Here is a 17,793-nt window from a genome sequence, read left to right on the forward strand (position 1 = left end):
CCAGAACGATACCCGCGCATCGTCGTTTTGGGGTCGTTCTAGTGCGATTGCCGCGCTCCACTGCGTTGCGCTCGCAATGACAGACGGCTCATACATAAATACTAATGACTGAATTACACGCCGCCCTGGTACTTGCGGGTGGCCCACTCGGCGGCCAGTAGCGCCACTAGTGCGAAGAACAGCCACTTCAGGTTTACCAAGTCTTTCAAGTCCTCTTCGCTGGAAAGCTGGGGCTTGAAATTGGCCTTTTCAATATCCTGAGCCAGCTTATCGAGCTGCGCGGGGTAGTAGAGCCGGCCGCCACTGCGGCGGCTAAGCTGGGCCAGCAGCCGGTGGTTGGCCTTGGATTCCTGGGCTTCGAGCGGCTGGTTTTGCACCAGTAGTTCACCGCTGGCCTGCTGGGCCTGGCCGCCGAGCGTGGCGCGGGCCTGGTAGCGGTAGAGGCCGGCCGGCAGCGGCCCGAGGTGCAGCGGCGAGCCATCGGGAGCGTTGGCAAACGTGATAGTGCGGGCTTTCCTGGCCGAGTCGGTGAGCGTGAGCGTTATTTTCTGGTCGTAAATGCGCTCAAAGACAGCATTATACGTTTCGGTGCCCAGTGTCACATCATCCTGGGTGCCAAAGGCATCTTGGGTGGGGTACACGTCGAGGCGCTTCTTATTAGCGTTCTGGGTCAGCAGTTGCAAGGTGCGGCCGATGAGGCGGTCATATACCTCGGGGTGGTTGTCGTGGGCAATGGCCTCGGCCAAGCGCCACTGCCAAGTGTTTTCGGTTAGCAGCGTGGCGGCGCGGGGGCCAGTGCCAGCGGCACTGCCAAACACCAGCAGCGGCTTTTGGGTGGGCAGGCGGCCCACTTGCTGCCACAGCGCCGCCTCAGCCCCGCCGCCCAGCCGGAAATCGCCAAATGGCACCGGCACCGGCGGGTACTGCCCAAAGCGCCGCCGGCTTTCCTCATCGAGCGGGAAGCGCGCAAAGGCGGGGTTAGGCAGCGGCGTTACCTCGTCGGTCTGGGCCCCACGCGGCTGCGCATTCAGGCCCGTATTTAGTTGGTTATAAGTAGTAAAATCGGACTGCGCGCCCAGCACGTAGAGCACGGGCACCCGCGCCGCCCGCACCCGCGCCAGCAGCTCCTGGCCCAGGCCGCCGCGGGCTGGCAGCTGGTGCAGCACGGCCACGTCGAAGCTGGCGGTGGCGGGCAGTGGCGCGCCCACGCCCGCCACTACCAGCGTGAGGTCAAAGTTATTATTAGCCAAAATGGCGGCTCGCAGCGCCTTGAGGTCGGGGTGGGGGGCGGCCCCGGCCAGCAGCACGCGCAGCTTGCCCTTCACCACTTCCACAAACGCGGTGCGGGTGTTGTTGAGCGTCGTAAACTCGCCGGCCTGGGGCAGCACGCGCACCTCGTAGCGGCGCTTGCCGGGCACGGGCGCCGTGAGCTGAAACGTGGTTTTGACGCGCCGCCGGCCGGTAGGCAAGGCCACCCGGCGGCTTTCCAGCACCCGGCCGCCCTCGCGCACCTCCACGGTGGCCGCTCCTCCAGCGTAGCCTTCGTAGCCGATTTCAACTTCCAGCGGAAACTTATTGCCGCTGAAGGCCACCCGGTTATATACCAGGTCGGTGAGGCGCAAGTCGCGCTTGGCCACGGTATCGCCCAGCGCCACGCTGAAGATGGGAAAGCTAAATTCCGAAAACTGCGGCTCCTGGCCTTGGTTCACGAGGCCGTCGCTCACGAGCACCACGCCGGCTAGGTTGCGGTCGGCATTGGCTTCGCGGCTGTCGCTGAGGAGCTGGTTGAGGTCGGTGCGGCTGGCCGTGAAGCGCAGCGAATCGGGCGCGGCGCTGGGCTTGGTGAGCGTGCGGGTTTCGACCCGGAAGCCTTTATCGCGTAGCGTATTAGCTAGCTGGGGCAAGCCCGCCGTGAGCTGGCCGAGCGCCGGTTTGGGCGTGAATAGGCTGATGGACTGTGAGTTATCAACAGCCAGCACTATCGTGGGGGCCTCTGTGCGCGTGGTAGTCGTTTTGATAAACGGCGAAAGCAGCAGGAAGCACAGAAAGCTTACCACCACAAAGCGTAGCCCCACCAGCACGTAGTTGATGGCTCGGCTCCACGGGGCCTGGGCCGAGTAGAGCAGCGCCGCGTAGCCCGCGCCCACGGCCAGGCAAAGCAGGATAAACCAGGGAGAATAGGCAGTAGAAAGCAAGAGCAGAAGCGCGCCTTTCAACCAGCGCGGAGCAAGAAACGAAAAAAGCCCGCCAACCAGCACGCGCCCGCAAAGATGCGCGCCCGCCGCGGTAGCTGCGTGCCTAACGGCGGCCGGCACGCGCTGCGTTCGCTGCCGCACGCATTTCAGCGGCTTTTGCGGCTGCGCTACTAGTTGGCTTCCCCTGGCTGTGTAGCGGCTATTTCTCTCGGTGTTGGCAGCCTAGTGCCTGGCACCTGCGAAGCGTAATAACCAGCTGCCCACAGTAGGTATGCTACCGGGATACTGCCAGAGGGTGAGTGTAAATATTATTTCCACCAAACCTTCTTTTCTTTCTGTTCAGCCTGCATGCGCGCCGCTTCACTGCCGCCGTAAAGAGCTGCAAAATATTCCCACCCGTTGGCGTAATACTTGGGTTGGGGGCCGAATTCCCCTGCTCCCATATCAAAATCGCCCGAATGCGGAATTCGATAATCGCCCCAGTTGCAGCGCAGCGCTTTTTTGGTAGTGTAGCTCGTCCACGTGCCCACGAACTGGTTGTTGCAGAGGCCGTCACCCGTCGTGCGAATGTCGTCATAGGTCAGCTTGCCTTGCTTGTCAAGATACCAATCGGTTTCCATGACCCCTCGAAAAACGCCTGCTTTTGGCTGGGAGGCATTTTCGCGCAATTCATAATTGGCTAGTAATATTCCTTCCTGCCGGGCCGGGGACACGGTTTCGTCAATGCGATTGGCCAGCACCCGTAGCTCGCGCACCTGCCGCATCACTATGGTGCCGCTGAATGTGCTTACGTAACCGAGAACCTGCGTTTTGCCCGTCACCTGGTAGCGGGTGGGGTCGGCTTTATCACGTTGCGCAGTTAAAATTTTAAGACGCAGACGCTGATAGCCCGGCCCTATAAAGCCCACTACTACCTCGTTAGAAGCTGTCAGCCAAAGTGGACTAAAATCATAGTTGGTGTACTGGCTCAGTTTGTCAGTCGGTCGTAAGTCACTCGCAGCTAGCTGGGTGCGCCTATAAGCCACGCTTTCGGGCGGTAAAGGAAACGTGACCTGGCTGGTTTGGGCAGACGAAACCAAGGCACCCAGGCAAAACAGCAGGTGAAAAGCGAGTTTTCTAATCATTGCATTTCTATCACGAATAGCCTTAACGGCTAACTACCGTTACCAACTCCGCGCTGGTAAATATGCTGGCCGGCGAAATAACTGGCTCATCCAGTGGCAATTGTCGGCCGTAGCGTTCCCGCAGCTTGGCCTGCACGGCGGGGTTGCGCAGGTCGAAGTCGCGCAGCTGTTGCAACTGCCCCAACTGCCGGTGCAGCCCCCGGTCGTACACCTTCCAAATCAATTCTGAGCAGTAAATCTGCTTGTCTGACCAGTTGAAGGCCAGGTCGTAATCGCGGCCCAGCAGGGGCTGGCCCGCCGCCCGCAACCGGCCCAACGCCGCCGGTGTGAGGGCCGTGGCCGCGTCGCGCAGCCGCTTTACCACAAAGTGCTGGCCCTGGCCCCGCGCTACCCAGCCACTCAGCGGCGTCAGCTTCACCGGCTGCACAGCCTCAAATACCTGCCACTCGCCGCTGACTTTGTACAGCAAGCCGCAGTGGCTGTACGGTGAGTGCATGGCTAGTTGAATAGCCTGACTCTGAGCTGATTGGGAAGTGTGGAAAATTAGGTCGCCTTCGTGGAGTTGGGGCGCGATTTGAGTAGTGGTTGCTTTAGCGGCCCGGTTGTTTTGGTAGTATAGCAGGCGCGAACGGGTGGCGTGGGTAGTAAAGAGCAGAAGTAATACCGCCAGAAGCAAAAAAATAGTCTTTCTCAAAACGAGTGCGTACCTAAAAAATGCTTGACGTTCCGAATTTAAGCCTTTGGTTCATAGGGCTAACCAAGTACGTAAACCAGTTTACACTCCTTCGGCCGCCTGCTTAAGCGAGGTTAGCCATTCAGCAATAGATTTATCCAGGCTCGGCTGAAAAATTGGCTTTAGCAAACGCACCAGCCAGCCTTCCATGCTCTCCTCTACCCGTACTTCCGTGTAGCTTTCGTGCGGAATTAATGTCCAATTGTGAATTGCAAAGGCCCCAAATGCTTTACCCGACCAACCCAGCGCGGCGTTGGGCTCAACGGTATGCAGTGTGGAATGAATAGTAAGCCCACCTGTTTTCCAGTCGAAGCTGGTGCCCGGCTGCAACGCGCCATTGAGGTGCGGTGCTGTGATGTCGGAGTTCCACACGGCCCAGTCGTCAATCCGGCTCAGCAGTTGCCATACTTTGTCAGGTGAGGCATTGATGCGGATGAGCTGGTCAGTCTTGGCTGGGGCATTCGGATTAGGATGCGTTTCGGCCGGATATACTTGCTTTTTATCGATGATAACGATAGCGGCGACCATTGCTCCCAACGCTAGTGTCCCATAAGCCAGCTTTTTCTTGTTCATAGCAATTTATTGCAAAAGATGAGAAATGGAACAGTACCGAAAAGACCAAGTTACGGGCGCAGTAAGAAAACCCCAGCCTCGCTTACGTCAGCATGCCGCCATCCACTTGCAACACTTGCCCGGTGATGTATGCCGAATCATCCGAGGCCAGAAAGGCCGTAGCCTTGGCTACGTCCTCGGGCGAGCCGCCGCGCTTGAGCGGGATGGCCTTGCGCCATTCATCTACTTGCTTTTGGTCGAGCGCGTTGGTCATTTCAGTTTCGATGAAGCCGGGGGCGATAGCGTTGCAGCGGATGTTGCGCGAGCCCAGCTCCAGGGCCACCGACTTGGTGAAGCCGATGATGCCGGCCTTGCTGGCGGCGTAGTTGGCCTGGCCAGCGTTGCCCTTTATGCCCACCACGGAGGTCATATTGATGATGCTGCCCACTTTGGCGCGCATCATGGGCTTGGTGGCGGCTTTGGTGAGGTTAAATACTGACTTTAGGTTGACGTTCAGCACGTTGTCCCACTGCTCCTCGCTCATGCGCATGAGCAGGCCGTCCTGCGTGATGCCGGCGTTGTTGACCAGGATATCGAGCTTGCCAAATTCCTTTACCACGTCGTCGACCAGCTTTTCGGCCTGGGTGTAGTCCGAAGCGTCGGAGCGGTAGCCCTTTATTTTGGTGCCGTGGGCGGCGAGCTCGGTTTCCAGCGCCTGGCCTTTCTCGACCGATGACAAATAGGTGAAGGCTACCTGGGCGCCCTGCTGGGCAAATAGCGTGGCAATGGCGCGGCCAATTCCTTTCGAAGCCCCGGTGATGAGGGCTACTTTTCCGACGAGAGTCTGATTCATGGGGCGAAAATAGGGGTTTTAGCCGATAGCTATTAGCTACTAGCTGTTAGCTTTGACTATGATACGGTTGGCTGATAAGAGGCTTTTGGAAAAAGCTAACAGCTAGTAGCTAACAGCCAATGGCTTACCAAATTTGCATTTTGGGTGCGGGGCCGGGTGGGGCCACGGCGGCGCTGCACCTGGCCCGCGCCGGCCACCGCTGCGTGCTGCTGGACAAAGCCACGTTTCCGCGCGACAAGATTTGCGGCGATGCGCTCAGCGGCAAGGTGCTGGCCGAGCTGCGCCACCTGGGCGGCCCCCTGCCCGCCCGGCTGGCGGCACTGGCCACCGAGGCCAAAAGCTGGGGCATCAGCTTCTTCGCGCCTAATGGCCGGCGCATGAGCGTGCCCTTCAAGCCGCGCTACGACCCCGCCAGCAGCCCGCCCGATGGCTACGTGGTCAAGCGCCTCGACTTCGACAACCTGCTAGTTGAAGAGGTGCGCCAGCAGTCGCTCGTCGACTTCCGGGAGGGCTGCGCCGTGGCCCGCACTGTGCGCACGGCTACCGGCTGGCAGTTGTTTGACAAGGATGATAAGCTATTGATTGAGTGTAAGTTGCTGTTGGTGGCCAACGGCGCGCAGTCGGCCTTTGTGCGGCAGGTAGCAGGGCAGGCCCTGGAGCCGGCACACTACTGCGCGGGCCTGCGGGCCTACTATCGGGGCGTGGCTGGGCTCAGCGCCGATAATTTTCTGGAGTTGCATTTTCTGCCCGAGCTACTGCCCGGCTACCTCTGGATATTCCCGCTGCCCAACGGCGAGGCCAACGTGGGCGTGGGAATGCTAAGCCGCGACGTAGCCCGCGATAAAATCAATCTGCGCGAGAAATTTTTGCACCTGCTGGCTACTCATCCCATTCTAAGTGAGCGCTTTGTGAAGGCCGAGCGCCTAGAGCCGGTGCGCGGCTGGGGCTTGCCGCTGGGCTCCAAGCGCCGCGTGTTGTCGGGTGACAATTACTTGCTGCTGGGTGACGCGGCCTCGCTTATCGACCCCTTCACGGGTGAGGGCATCAGCCACGCCATGGTAAGCGGGCGCCATGCCGCCGACTGGGCAGGCCAGGCGCTGGCGGCTAATGACTGCTCGGCGAAGCTGTTGGCGGGCTACGATGCGGCCGTGTACCGCCGCCTGGGCCAGGAACTGCGCCTGAGCACCATGTTGCAGCGCCTCATGCGCTGGCCTAGCCTGTTCAATTTTGTAGCCAACCGCGCCGCGCATAACCCTACGCTGGCCGAAACGCTGTCGATGATGTTTCTGGATATCGACCTGCGGGCGCGGCTCAAGCAGCCTAAATTTTACCTGCAACTGCTGTTTGGTGGCCAAAAAAGAACTCCGCTCGGTAAGTGAGCGGAGTTCTTAAAATACTTTTAATCAGAATATTATAGGTCTGAAAGCGGCTCGGCGGCCAGGTGTTCCAGGCCCTGCGGGCCATCCTCTTGCTCAATGCGCTTGGCGGCACGCACCAACGACGAGCTGAAGATAAACTCGCGCAGCTCGGGCACTTGGGCATTCAGAATTTCTTCCTTGTTGCCGTCCCACAGCTTTTTGCCCTGGTGCAAGAAAATGATGTGGTCGCCGATGCCCACCACCGAGTTCATGTCGTGGGTGATGATGGCGGTGGTAATGTTGTACTCGTGCGTGATTTCGTAAATCAGCTCGTCAATCTTGATGCTGGTGGCGGGGTCGAGGCCCGAGTTGGGTTCGTCGCAAAACAGGTAGGTACAGTTCGGCGCAATGGCACGGGCAATGCCCACGCGCTTCTTCATACCGCCCGAAATCTCAGAAGGCATCTTGTTGCCCGCGTTTTCGAGGCCCACGCGCTTGAGGCAAAACTCCACGCGGTCGCGGCGCTCCTCGTCGGTCATGTCGGGCGTCAGCATTTGCAGCGGGAACTCCACGTTTTTAGCCACCGTCATCGAGTCAAACAACGCTGAGCCTTGGAACAGCATGCCAATTTTGCGGCGAATTTCCTGGCGGATATCCACCTTCGAGTTGGTGTATACCGTGCCATCGAAGGTGATGGAGCCGATATCGGGCTTCATCAAGCCCACAATGCACGAGAGCAACACGCTTTTGCCGGTGCCCGAGCCACCGAGCAGCAAGTTGCACTTGCCGGTTTCGAGGGTGCAGCTAATGCCTTTGAGAACCTGGTTGCCGTCGAAAGATTTTTCGAGGTTAGATATTTCAATCATGGATACAAGGAGTGATTGAGTGAGTGGGCAACTGAGTGAACAGGGAAGGGCAATAAATGCTTCACGCAGTCACTCATTCACGCAGCCAGTCATTACAGCAGGATGGCGGCCAGCGCGTAGTCGGCTAGCAAAATGGCAATGATAGAGTTTGTAACGGCCGCCGTGCTGGCCGCGCCTACTTCCAGGGCACCGCCTTCGGTGAAATAACCCTTGTAAGCCGAAATGCCCGACACGAGGAAGGCAAAAACAACGGCCTTGATGAGGGCAAAGAAGATGTTGTAGGGAATAAAATCGGTACGGATACCCTCAATATAATCCTGCGGGGCCATTACGCCCGATAAGGTGCCGGCAATGTAACCGCCCAAAATGCTCAGCGCCATGGCCAGAATAACCAGCAGCGGAAACATAATCATGGAAGCCAGGATGCGGGGCAGCACCAGGTAAGATGTTGAGTTAATGCCCATTACCTCAAGGGCCGAAATCTGCTCGGTGATGCGCATGGTGCCCAGGCCGCCGGCAATGGACGAGCCCACCTTGCCCGCCAGCACGATGCTCGTGATGGTAGGGGCCAGCTCCAGAATCGTCATTTCGCGCACCATATAGCCGATGGTCGACTTTGGAATGAGCGGATTAGTAAGGTTATACGCAATTTGAATGCAGGTTACGGCCCCGATGAAGGCCGACACAATGCCCACGATAAAAATGGAGTTGACGCCGATGAGTGTGGCTTCTTCGAAGAAGCGCCGCCACAACACCTTGAACCGCTCGGTTCGCGTCGTCATGTTATACAGAAATAATACGAAAGAGCCGAAAATTTTAAACATAGAAAAAGGGAATAGAAGCCGCCGGAGCAGCCCCAGCCAGCGGCGGCGGGGCATCTTTGCGCGTCATACGTATAAACCCAGGAAATAGTGGCCTCAGCAATGGAGTTAGTAATAGTTACGGGCGGGAGCCAGGGCATCGGGCGGGCCTTGGTACTGAGTTTCTTAGCCGCTGGTTATGCCGTGGCAACCTGCGCCCGTAACCCCACCGATTTAGCCGCGCTAGCTGTTGCACAGCCCGGCGCGGCGCTGTATACCCTGCCCGCCGACCTCAGCCAGTCCGCCGACTGCCAGCGCTTTGCCGACTTTGTGCTGGGCCTGGGTTTGCCGCTAGCGGCCCTGCTCAACAACGCTGGGGCCTACGTGCCCGGCCGCTTCCAGGATGAGCCCACCGATGGCTCACGCCTGCGCGAGATGCTGAACGTCAACTTGTTGAGTGCTTACGATGTGACGCGGGCGCTGCTGCCTACATTTCTACAGCAGGGGCGGGGGCACATTTTCACCATCTGCTCCACGGCCAGCATAATGCCCTACCCCAATGGCGGCTCCTACGGCGTGGCCAAATTTGCGCTGCTGGGCTTCACCAAAACCCTGCGCGAAGAAGTGAAAGCCCAGGGCTTGCGCGTGACGGCCGTGCTGCCCGGCGCCACTCGCACCCGCAGCTGGGACGGTGCCGACATCCCCGACGCGCGCTTCATTGACCCGGCCGACGTGGCCGCCGCCGTGCTCGGGGCCTTCCAGCTCTCCCCCCACGCCGTGGTAGAGGAGTTGCTAATTCGCCCGCAACTGGGTGATTTGCTGTAGTTTATGTAAGTGTTTGAGAAGCCGTTAAAGCCATAAAGAACGTGATGCAGACTGAAGGGAAGCATCTCACTCGCATCGTTTGGATGAAGCGAACGTGATGCAGACCGAAGGGAAGCATCACGTTCTCAATGCCCCAATCTTACTCCTGAAACATGTTGCCCTTATTGGTGCCTTTTATATCAACGAACGAAGGGTTACCGGTGTAAAAAAACCGGCCCGTGCCATTGAGCGTGCCGCCGATGTTGCCGTGGCAGCGCACGTGCATGTCGCCAATCCAGTCGCGGTAGGCCAGAAAGTAGCAGCGCTGCGTGTCGAGGCCGCTGGCTAGCAGGAAGCCGTTGCTGCCCATGTTGGGGTGAAATTCTTCGGCGGTGCCGCGCAGCGTCATGTCGCCCGCGTCGTAGTGGTCGGTATAGAGGTAGCGCGAGCGCACGTTCAGGTTGATATCGCCGGTGCTCACGAGGCGCAGAAACAGTGTATCCTGTGTCCATTGGCCCTCGCTGGTAACGAGGCCATAGCCACGCTGCTCAATGGTAAAATTCGTGCTGCTGCGGGCCACGTGCAGGCGCACCTCACGCGGGGTATCATAACTGCGCACCCAGTTGCAGCGGCTGGTATTGTCGACAACGAGCTGCTGCGGCCCGGTGGGCGTGGCGAAGGTGATATCATCGAGCACGTTTTCGCCGGCCCGCACCTCGGCAAACGTGGCCGTGTCAGGTACAATGGTGAGGTCCACGTTGTTATACACGAGTACGCTGCGCAGGCGGCGGTCCACGGCGCGGCGCTGCACAGTCACGGGGCCGTTGCTTTTGAGGCAGTCGGTGTCGTGGCCTGGCTGGCAGGCCGCCAGCGCCAGGCTAGCCGCCAGTAGGCCCAGCGCCCGGCGCAGTCCGGTTAGCGCGTTACTTTGTACCACTATTCGCAGTTGCATCCGTCAAATTTTGCCTGAATTTATGAACCTAAGCGGGAAAGTTGCCATCGTTACCGGCGTGAGCAGCGGCATTGGCCGCGCCACCGTAGAGGCGCTGCTGGCACGCGGCGCAGCCGTGGCCGGCTGGGGCCGCACGGCCCCCGAGGGCCTCACCCACGAGCGCTTCCAATTTTTTGCCTGCGATGTGCGCGATGAGCACGCCGTAGCTGAAGCCTACACCAACACCCAGCGCGAGCTAGGCCCCGAAATTCACGTGCTGGTGAATAACGCCGGCCTGGGCAAATTTGGCCCCATCGACGGCTTTTCGTCGGAAGACTGGCACGTCCTATTCGATACCAACGTCAACGGCCTGTTTTACTGCACCCGCGCCGTGCTGCCGGCCATGAAAAAGCAGCACGCCGGCCACATCATCAACGTAGCCTCGCTGGCCGCCACGGCCGGCACCGCCAACCTGGCGGGCTACTGCGCCACCAAGTACGCCGTGCGCGGCTTCTCCGACGCGCTGTTCAAGGAGGTGCGGCCCGATGGCGTAAAAGTCACCTGCGTGATGCCCGGCTCGGTCGAAACCAACTTCAACGGCGGCCAGCCCGGCCAGGAGCCTGACCCTGCCAAGATGCAACCCGCCGATATTGCCGCCGCCATTATCCACGCCCTCGAAGCCCCGGACGCCACCATGATTTCGGAAGTACAGATGCGCCCGGCCAACGTGAAGAAGTAGGTAATCAGCTTACTCGGGGCCAGTTACCGAATCCCAGTCTGCCCCCAGCCGGCCGTGGTGCAAACGAAGCTGCATGGTATCGCCGCGCTGCTTCTGCGCGTAGTAGCGCGGGCTAACCAAAAACTTGTGTTCGGCCTGAGTGGTAGGCCAGGGCGTGGTTGCTACATAATAGTGCTGCTTGTCGCCGCTCGATACCCCTTTGTAAGCGATGGGAGCTACGTAGCGTGTTAGGTACTGCCCACCCCCGGCTATATTGTAGGCTATGGCCGCCGCCAGCCCGTAGGCGGCGGCCAGAACCAGGGCCACGGGTAGCACCAGCCCTAGCCGCTTAGACTGCGCTACCCCCCGCCAGCCGCCCAGCAGCAGCAGCGCCCCAAAGGCCAGGCCAATCCACCCCGCTACGGGCCACAGCGACCGCCACAAAAAGAAATTATAAGTGGTTATCAGGTGGAAAAGTAGCGGTAGAGTGGGGGCCGCAATGGCCGTGAGCATGTTAGGGTGCGGGTCTTCGGAGTTGGGGATAAACTGCACTAAGCCCCGGCCCGCCCAGAGGGCCCCCACGGCCCCCAGCGGCACAGCCACGGCCAGGGCCCTTGCCAGCTCCGCCGGATGCGGATAAAACGCGACCCATACCCCCGCCAGCATAGCGACTATGTTGAGCCAGAGGGTAAATTTTTGGCTCTGGCTCAGGGCCGCGCTGCGGGCGCTAGGAGTGGGGCCTAGTCGGCTGTCTTGCAGTAGCTTAGCCGTGGCCTGGTCGCGGGCCAGCTGGTCGCGGGCCTCCTCCTCTTCGTCGAGGTCAGTTACGTAAATGGCCAGCAGGGCCCGGATTGTCTGATACTCGGGGAACTCTGGCTCTACCTCGATGTCCTTATTCTTGCCGACGGTCGGCAGGGCCTCAATCACCGTGTAAACATAGTGTTTCGCGTGCCTTTCTGAAAATCCCTTCACGTCGAGGTAGCGCAGAGTATCCGTGGTGCCACCCTGCTCCTTGGTTATTCCTTTGGGCCCAATGGTCAGGCACGTAACTGGCTTGTCCCGTAAAAACTTAATTAGCAGCCACACTAAAATTGCCTCGCCTAGCCCAAAGAACAGGTGCTCACCCACCGAGTGCGCCCCGGGCCACCAGTTAAAGACCAAAATGCCGCTGAATATTGAAAAAAACAGCCAGGACCCAATTCTGGAGGAGGGTGGCTGGTAAAATTTGTGCTCGGAAGCGGGGTGCGCGGGGGGCATACGGCAAGAAGGGTAACGCAGAACGAGGGCAAACCGGTGCCGGCCGGCGCAAGGGGCTTTTGCCCAAGCCCCCTTACGCTGGCCAGCGCAGCTCGCTTTAACCCCCCAAAGAAAGGGGCCCGTGGAAATAACGCCAAGTAGCGCGAACTTTACGGCTCGAACCGGCGCTTGCCGGCCACCTGAACCGCATGGTTGAAGTAGAGAATCTTGTAAAAGCATACGGCGCCCAAAACGCCGTGGACGATATCAGCTTCCGGGCCGATAAGGGCGAAATTGTGGGCTTCCTGGGTCCCAACGGCGCGGGCAAGAGCACGACCATGAAAATTGCGCTCGGCTACCTGCCGCCCACCGCCGGCACGGTGCGCATCGGCGGCTTCGATGTGCAGCAAGACCCCCTGGCCGTGCGCCGCCGCGTGGGCTACCTGCCCGAGCACAACCCGCTCTACCTCGACATGTACGTGCACGAGTATCTCGAATTCATTGGCTCGGTGCACGGGCTGCGCGGCCGCGAGCTGCGTCAGCGCGTGGCCCAACTGGTGGGCAAGGTGGGCCTCACCCGCGAGCAAAACAAGCAAATTGGCGCGCTCAGCAAAGGCTACCGCCAGCGCGTGGGCCTGGCCCAGGCCCTGGTGCACGACCCCGAAGTGCTCATCCTTGACGAGCCCACTACCGGCCTCGACCCCAACCAGATTGGCGAAATCCGCCAGCTCATCCGTGAGCTGGGCGAGGATAAAACGGTGATTTTCAGTACCCACATTCTGCCCGAAGTCACTGCCCTGTGCTCCCGCGTGGTCATCATTAGCCGGGGCAAGCTGGTGGCCGACGCCCCCGTGGCCGAGCTAGCCGCCCGTGCCGCCGGCGAAACCGTACTCCGCGCCGAGTTTGAGGGTGTCGTAACCACCGCGCCGCTGGCCGCCCTGCCGGGCGTGCGCGCCGTGGAGGCCGCCGGGCAGGGCGTGGTACTCATCCGCACCGCGCCGGGCACCGACGTGCGCGCCGCCGTGTCGCGCCTCGCCGTGGAGCAAGGCTGGCTGCTACTCGGGCTGCGGCAGGAGCAGCAGAGCCTGGAAACGGTGTTTGGGGAGTTGACGAAGTGATTTGACTCCTTGCTTCTTCTGATGAAAGAGGAATTTAAAAAGTATTCAATAATACTGACTCTATGGACGCTATTTAGCATTTGCCTATGGTGGCAATACAAAGTATCACAAGACACACAGGATGTTGAAGAAAATGGAATAGAAGTGCCTGCTAAGATTATCGGTCGACATTATGCCAAAGGATGGTTCACGAACGTTGAATACCATTATCGCGGAAAAAAGTACGCCTATGATATTTATGGTACTGGTATTCCAGCGTTCGTACCTCATATAGGGGATTCGTTACTTATCAAAATTCTGCCTAACGAACCAGATAAACTTGTGTTGGTGCAAAAGAGGTTGTCTTCTGTTTTGCCTAAGCCCTAATTTACCCGATTGTACCAATGTCACCCAGGAGTGACTTGCTTATCGCAATTATTTCGCGGTAGCAGATGCACAATCAACAATTCAAGATGCTCACCATCCTTCAAAAAGAATTCAACGCCTTTCTCAACTCGCCGGTGGCCTACGTCGTCATCGGCGTGTTTTTAGTAGCTACCGGGCTGTTCGTGTGGGTGTTCCCAGATAGCAGCGTGCTCGACTACGGCTACGCCGATTTGCAGTCGCTGTTCAATCTCGCGCCGTGGCTGTTTTTACTGCTCATCCCGGCCATTACCATGCGCACCTTCGCCGAGGAAAAGAAGGCTGGCACGATGGAATTGCTGCTCACGCGCCCGCTCACCGATGGGCAAATAGTGGGCGGTAAGTACTTGGCTTGTTTGCTATTAGCATTGTTGGCGCTTATTCCGACGCTGCTCTACTACTTCTCGGTGTACAAGCTGGGCTCGCCGCCCGGCAACATCGACTCGGCGGCTACTGTGGGCTCGTACTTGGGCCTGGGGCTGCTGGCGGCCGTGTTTTCGGCGCTGGGCGTGCTGGCCTCGGCCCTCACCCGTGACCAGATTATCGCCTTCGTGCTGGCCGTGGTGGCGTGCTTTCTGGTGTACACTGGCTTCGATTCGCTGGCCTCCATCCTGGAGGGCGCGCCGGCTTACTACGTGAGCCAACTCGGCATCGCGGCGCATTACCGCGACCTGAGCAAGGGGCTGATTGACTCGCGCGACGTCCTGTATTTCTTCACCGTGGTAGCCGTGGCCCTGTTGGGTACCCGGCTGGCCGTCCGTAGCCGCAATTGGGCGTAGAAATTTAGCTGTTAGCTGATAGCCCTTAGCTGTTAGCTTTTTTCATAAGAATAAGGTAGCCAAGTGAGTAACAACGAAAAGCTAACAGCTAACAGCTCTCAGCTAACAGCTAAAAAAACCGATTTACTGCGCTTTGCGGCCATTGTAGGCGCGTTGCTGGTGCTCAATTTCGTAGCCCAGCGCTTTTTCTTCCGGCTCGACCTCACCGAGGAAAAGCGCTACACCATGTCGCTGGCTACCAAGCAGCTACTCAGCAACCTGAAGCAGCCCGTGACCATCACCGTGTACTTAGCCGGCGACTTCCCGCCCACCTTCCGCCGCCTGGAGCAGGGCGTGCGCGAAACCCTGAATGAGATGCAGGTATACGGGGCTGGTAATCTGAACTTTATCTTTATTGACCCCAGCGCGGCCGGCACCGAGGCGGGCCGCAATAAATTCTACGAAACGCTTTTCAAAAAGGGCCTGAAACCCACTAACCTGGGTGCAAATGAGAACGGCAAGCGGGTCGAAAAAATCATTTTCCCTTGGGCCGTAGTAGAGGCTGGTGGCCAAAGCCGCAACGTGCTGCTGCTGCGCGGCAGCCAGGTAGCCACCCCCGAACAGCGTCTGAACCAGAGTATTGAGGGCCTGGAATACGAGCTGGCCAGCACCATCCGGCAGGTGGCGCCGCCCGGCGGGGCCAAGCGCCGCCTGGGTATCGTAACCGGCCACGGCGAACTGCCCAACGCCGACATGGCCGACATCCTCACCGCCTGGAGCCAGAACTACGACGTGTTTCGCGTGGACCTGAGCCAGGTGAAAGACCTGCGCGGCAACCTCGATGCCGTGGTAGTGGCCAAGCCCACCGGCCCGTACTCGGAGCTGGAAAAATTCCGGCTCGACCAGTTCATCACCCACGGCGGGCGGGCGCTGTTTTTCGTGGATGCCCTGCGCGCTGACCTCGACAGCGTGAGCCGCAACGGCGCGGCCCTGGCCACGCCCTACAACCTAAACCTCGACGACCTCTTCTTCCGCTACGGCGTGCGGCTGAACCCCGATTTGCTGTTGGATTTGAACTCGGGTCAAATTCCGCTGGTGACCGGCATGACCGGCAATAAGCCTAAAATCGAGCCGCTGCCCTGGCAGCTTTACCCGCTCATCAACCGCTTCAGCCCCAACCCGATAACGCGCAACCTCGACGCGGTGTACCTGAAATTTGTGGGTAATATCGACACTGTGAAGGCGGCCGGTATTCGCAAAACGTCGCTCATGACCACCTCGCGCTACACTCGCGTGCTGCCAGCGCCAGTACCCATTAACTTCAACGACGCCCGCTTGGAGCCCAATCCTAAGCTGTATCAAAATAGCTATCAGTCAGTAGGTTACTTGCTGGAAGGTAAGTTCCGCTCGCTGTTTGCCAACCGGGCCGAGCCGGGCACTACCAAGTATCAGCCTGACCAAAATCCCAACGCCCAGCCCAGTAAAATCCTCGTTATCTCGGACGGTGATTTCCTTCGTAACGACGTGGATACCAAGTCGGGTCGCCCCCTGCGCCTGGGCTACGACCGCCTCTCCAGCACCGAGTTTGCTAACCGTGAGTTGATTCTCAACGCCACCGATTATTTGCTTGATGAAACCGGCCTCATCGCCGTGCGCGGCAAGCAAATTACGCTGCGCCCTCTCGACAAAGTGCAGCTCGCCGACAAGCGCCAGCAGTGGCAGCTGCTCAACTTGGGCGCGCCGCTGGTGCTGCTAGCCGCTTTTGGCGCGGTGCGTGCCTGGCGGCGCAAGCGGCGCTACACGCGGTTTTAAGTAAGGGTAGGTAACGGCTGAGAGCTGTGGTAGATGCGCAGAATATCGAGTCGGTCGGCTGAAATGATTCGGTAAACTATTCGATACCCATTTTTAAGCATTTCCCGAACGGCGGGTAACCCAATCTCGGTTACTATCCGACCAATCTCGGGCAAGCTCTCCAACTAGCGCGTTAGTTCAATAAGCTGGTTCACCAGTCGCTCGGCATAAGCGGCAGAGGAAACATTGGCATATTGCTGGACGGTCTGCAAATCATTCATCGCGGCGTTGGTCCACCTTACTTGAACCATGACTGTACTTGTCGACGCACTTCTTCTTGTGAAATAGTTTCGCCAGCTTCGCTTTGGCGGCGGCCCTCTTCTATTTTCTCAATGAATATCAGCCGCTCAATCAGCTCGTCCAGCGTTACTTGGTCGGGCAGGGCGTTGACGGCGGCCAGAATGGTTTCTTTGGTCATGATGAAAGAACTGAAAGTATTTTGCGGAGCGTGTCGCTAAGATAAGCGCCGCACCGGCCGGCCGGTTCCGGCGCTCCGCTTCACAAGCCGCTTACGGCGGCGGTGTAGCTTTGTCCTTCCTATTTCTCGCTTTGCTATGCGCTTTTCCAGTTTCTTACTTCAGACTTTACCGGCAGTCGCGCTGCTGGGAGGCTGCGCCCAAAAGGCCGTGCCCACCGACGCCGGCAAGGCGGCCGTACCTGCCACGCGCACCGTCAGCCGCTTTGTGGCCGAGGCGCCCGTTATCGACGGCAAGTCTACCGAATGGACCGACTCGCTCCAATACGACGCTAACAGCCACTTGCAGTACCAGGTGCTCAACGATACCCGCACGGTGTACGTCCGCATCAAGGCTTCCGACGCGCCCACGCAGGCCAAACTGGCGCTGCTCGGCATGGTGGTGTGGCTCGACTCCACGGGCCGCAACCAGCAGCAGTTTGGCGTGCGCTACCCCATGCCTACCGACCTCAAAACCCTCAAGGCTCCCGCCGAGCGGCCCATGGGCGCTATGGGCCCCACCGCCGCCGAGCGCCAGGCTGAGCACCTCGACCGCCTGCGCGGCGTGATTACCAGCGCCCAGGAAATGGAGTTGCTCAACTACAAAGGCAACAAGGAGCCGGTGCTCACCGATACCCAGTCGCAGCTCGGCATAAAAGCCGCCATGACGGTGGATAGCCGTAATAATCTTATCTACGAACTCGCTGTGCCGCTGCGCTTTATCTATAAGCGGGTGCCGGCGCTGGCTACTGGCCAAGCGGCCGTAGTAGGGGTGTGGATGGCGGGCCAAAAACCCAAAATGCCGGCCGGCAGCCAGCAGTCCGACATGAGCGTAGTGGGCCCCCAAGGCGGTGGCATGGGCGGCGGCTACGGCGGTATGGGCGGCGGGCGCGGCGGCTACGGCGGTGGCGGTATGCGTGGCGGTGGAATGCGCGGCGGCGACAGCTTCTCCACGTTCTCGCTGAAAACCAGTGCCCAGCTAACGGGCAAGTAACATGCACTGAATCATTGTATTACACAAAAAGGCCTGACCGAGCAGC

At 59.3% G+C, this 17,793-nt stretch carries 19 protein-coding genes; 8 read left to right on the top strand and 11 right to left on the bottom strand.

Going from position 1 to position 17,793, the window contains the following annotated elements:
* Positions 1-113 precede the first annotated feature (113 nt).
* The 5 genes from ACYVGC_RS09200 to fabG all read right to left on the bottom strand — a co-directional run bounded on the left by ACYVGC_RS09200 (position 114) and on the right by fabG (position 5,457).
* The gene (locus tag ACYVGC_RS09200) at positions 114-2,195 is read right to left on the bottom strand and encodes a VWA domain-containing protein (protein WP_460583523.1); all 2,082 of its coding nucleotides are present in this window, start codon (positions 2,193-2,195) and stop codon (positions 114-116) included.
* A gap of 308 nt (positions 2,196-2,503) precedes the next feature.
* Positions 2,504-3,319 (bottom strand): hypothetical protein, encoded by an 816-nt coding sequence (locus tag ACYVGC_RS09205; protein WP_460583524.1) that lies wholly within the window; start codon positions 3,317-3,319, stop codon positions 2,504-2,506.
* 22 nt (positions 3,320-3,341) lie between these two features.
* Positions 3,342-4,013, bottom strand: coding sequence for a YiiX family permuted papain-like enzyme (locus ACYVGC_RS09210; protein WP_460583525.1), 672 nt, complete (start codon positions 4,011-4,013; stop codon positions 3,342-3,344).
* Between the two features lie 81 nt (positions 4,014-4,094).
* Complete coding sequence (locus ACYVGC_RS09215) at positions 4,095-4,625, bottom strand: SRPBCC family protein (protein WP_460583526.1); 531 nt, start codon at positions 4,623-4,625, stop codon at positions 4,095-4,097.
* An 82-nt stretch (positions 4,626-4,707) separates the two neighbouring features.
* The gene (gene fabG / locus ACYVGC_RS09220) at positions 4,708-5,457 is read right to left on the bottom strand and encodes a beta-ketoacyl-ACP reductase (RefSeq protein ID WP_460583527.1); all 750 of its coding nucleotides are present in this window, start codon (positions 5,455-5,457) and stop codon (positions 4,708-4,710) included.
* A gap of 119 nt (positions 5,458-5,576) precedes the next feature.
* Here fabG and ACYVGC_RS09225 point away from each other — a divergent pair, with 119 nt between their 5' ends.
* A complete protein-coding gene (locus tag ACYVGC_RS09225; protein ID WP_460583528.1) occupies positions 5,577-6,836 on the top strand; it encodes an NAD(P)/FAD-dependent oxidoreductase in 1,260 nt (419 codons plus the stop codon).
* Between the two features lie 32 nt (positions 6,837-6,868).
* Here the strand turns inward: ACYVGC_RS09225 and ACYVGC_RS09230 are convergent, their stop codons facing one another.
* Both ACYVGC_RS09230 and ACYVGC_RS09235 read right to left on the bottom strand, forming a co-directional pair.
* Positions 6,869-7,681 carry an ABC transporter ATP-binding protein gene (locus tag ACYVGC_RS09230; protein ID WP_460583529.1) on the bottom strand — a complete coding sequence of 271 codons (813 nt, stop codon included), beginning with the start codon at positions 7,679-7,681 and terminating at the stop codon, positions 6,869-6,871.
* Positions 7,682-7,773: 92 nt separating this feature from the next.
* Positions 7,774-8,505, bottom strand: a complete 732-nt coding sequence (locus ACYVGC_RS09235) for an MlaE family ABC transporter permease (protein WP_460583530.1) — start codon at positions 8,503-8,505, stop codon at positions 7,774-7,776.
* 99 nt (positions 8,506-8,604) lie between these two features.
* Between ACYVGC_RS09235 and ACYVGC_RS09240 the strand changes: the two genes are divergently transcribed.
* On the top strand, positions 8,605-9,306 hold the full coding sequence (locus ACYVGC_RS09240) for an SDR family oxidoreductase (RefSeq protein WP_460583531.1): 702 nt from the start codon (positions 8,605-8,607) through the stop codon (positions 9,304-9,306).
* Between the two features lie 139 nt (positions 9,307-9,445).
* Here the strand turns inward: ACYVGC_RS09240 and ACYVGC_RS09245 are convergent, their stop codons facing one another.
* Positions 9,446-10,237: a head GIN domain-containing protein gene (locus ACYVGC_RS09245; RefSeq protein WP_460583532.1), complete on the bottom strand. Its 792-nt coding sequence runs from the start codon at positions 10,235-10,237 to the stop codon at positions 9,446-9,448.
* A 22-nt stretch (positions 10,238-10,259) separates the two neighbouring features.
* Between ACYVGC_RS09245 and ACYVGC_RS09250 the strand changes: the two genes are divergently transcribed.
* A complete protein-coding gene (locus tag ACYVGC_RS09250; RefSeq protein WP_460583533.1) occupies positions 10,260-10,955 on the top strand; it encodes an SDR family oxidoreductase in 696 nt (231 codons plus the stop codon).
* A 9-nt stretch (positions 10,956-10,964) separates the two neighbouring features.
* Here ACYVGC_RS09250 and ACYVGC_RS09255 read toward each other — a convergent pair whose 3' ends face one another.
* A complete protein-coding gene (locus ACYVGC_RS09255) occupies positions 10,965-12,020 on the bottom strand; it encodes a hypothetical protein (RefSeq protein WP_460583534.1) in 1,056 nt (351 codons plus the stop codon).
* A 359-nt stretch (positions 12,021-12,379) separates the two neighbouring features.
* On the opposite strand from ACYVGC_RS09255, the gene gldA reads away from it, so the two are divergent.
* The 4 genes from gldA (at position 12,380) to gldG (ending at position 16,260) form a co-directional block, all read left to right on the top strand.
* The gene (gene gldA / locus ACYVGC_RS09260; protein ID WP_460583535.1) at positions 12,380-13,288 is read left to right on the top strand and encodes a gliding motility-associated ABC transporter ATP-binding protein; all 909 of its coding nucleotides are present in this window, start codon (positions 12,380-12,382) and stop codon (positions 13,286-13,288) included.
* A gap of 21 nt (positions 13,289-13,309) precedes the next feature.
* Complete coding sequence (locus ACYVGC_RS09265; protein ID WP_460583536.1) at positions 13,310-13,654, top strand: hypothetical protein; 345 nt, start codon at positions 13,310-13,312, stop codon at positions 13,652-13,654.
* Positions 13,655-13,740: 86 nt separating this feature from the next.
* Positions 13,741-14,469 carry a gliding motility-associated ABC transporter permease subunit GldF gene (gene gldF / locus ACYVGC_RS09270; RefSeq protein ID WP_460583761.1) on the top strand — a complete coding sequence of 243 codons (729 nt, stop codon included), beginning with the start codon at positions 13,741-13,743 and terminating at the stop codon, positions 14,467-14,469.
* Between the two features lie 63 nt (positions 14,470-14,532).
* Entirely contained in the window at positions 14,533-16,260 is a 1,728-nt protein-coding gene (gldG, locus tag ACYVGC_RS09275; protein WP_460583537.1) for a motility-associated ABC transporter substrate-binding family protein, read from the top strand.
* Here the strand turns inward: gldG and ACYVGC_RS09280 are convergent.
* Together ACYVGC_RS09280 and ACYVGC_RS09285 are read right to left on the bottom strand one after the other, a co-directional pair.
* Positions 16,257-16,424 (bottom strand): type II toxin-antitoxin system RelE/ParE family toxin, encoded by a 168-nt coding sequence (locus ACYVGC_RS09280; RefSeq protein WP_460583538.1) that lies wholly within the window; start codon positions 16,422-16,424, stop codon positions 16,257-16,259. The two genes, gldG and ACYVGC_RS09280, sit on opposite strands and share 4 nt — an antisense overlap.
* Before the next feature lie 113 nt (positions 16,425-16,537).
* Entirely contained in the window at positions 16,538-16,717 is a 180-nt protein-coding gene (locus ACYVGC_RS09285; RefSeq protein WP_460583539.1) for a hypothetical protein, read from the bottom strand.
* A gap of 136 nt (positions 16,718-16,853) precedes the next feature.
* On the opposite strand from ACYVGC_RS09285, the gene ACYVGC_RS09290 reads away from it, so the two are divergent.
* Positions 16,854-17,747, top strand: a complete 894-nt coding sequence (locus tag ACYVGC_RS09290; protein WP_460583540.1) for a hypothetical protein — start codon at positions 16,854-16,856, stop codon at positions 17,745-17,747.
* Positions 17,748-17,793: the final 46 nt, after the last annotated feature.

The sequence above is a fragment of the Hymenobacter arcticus genome (assembly GCF_054779975.1).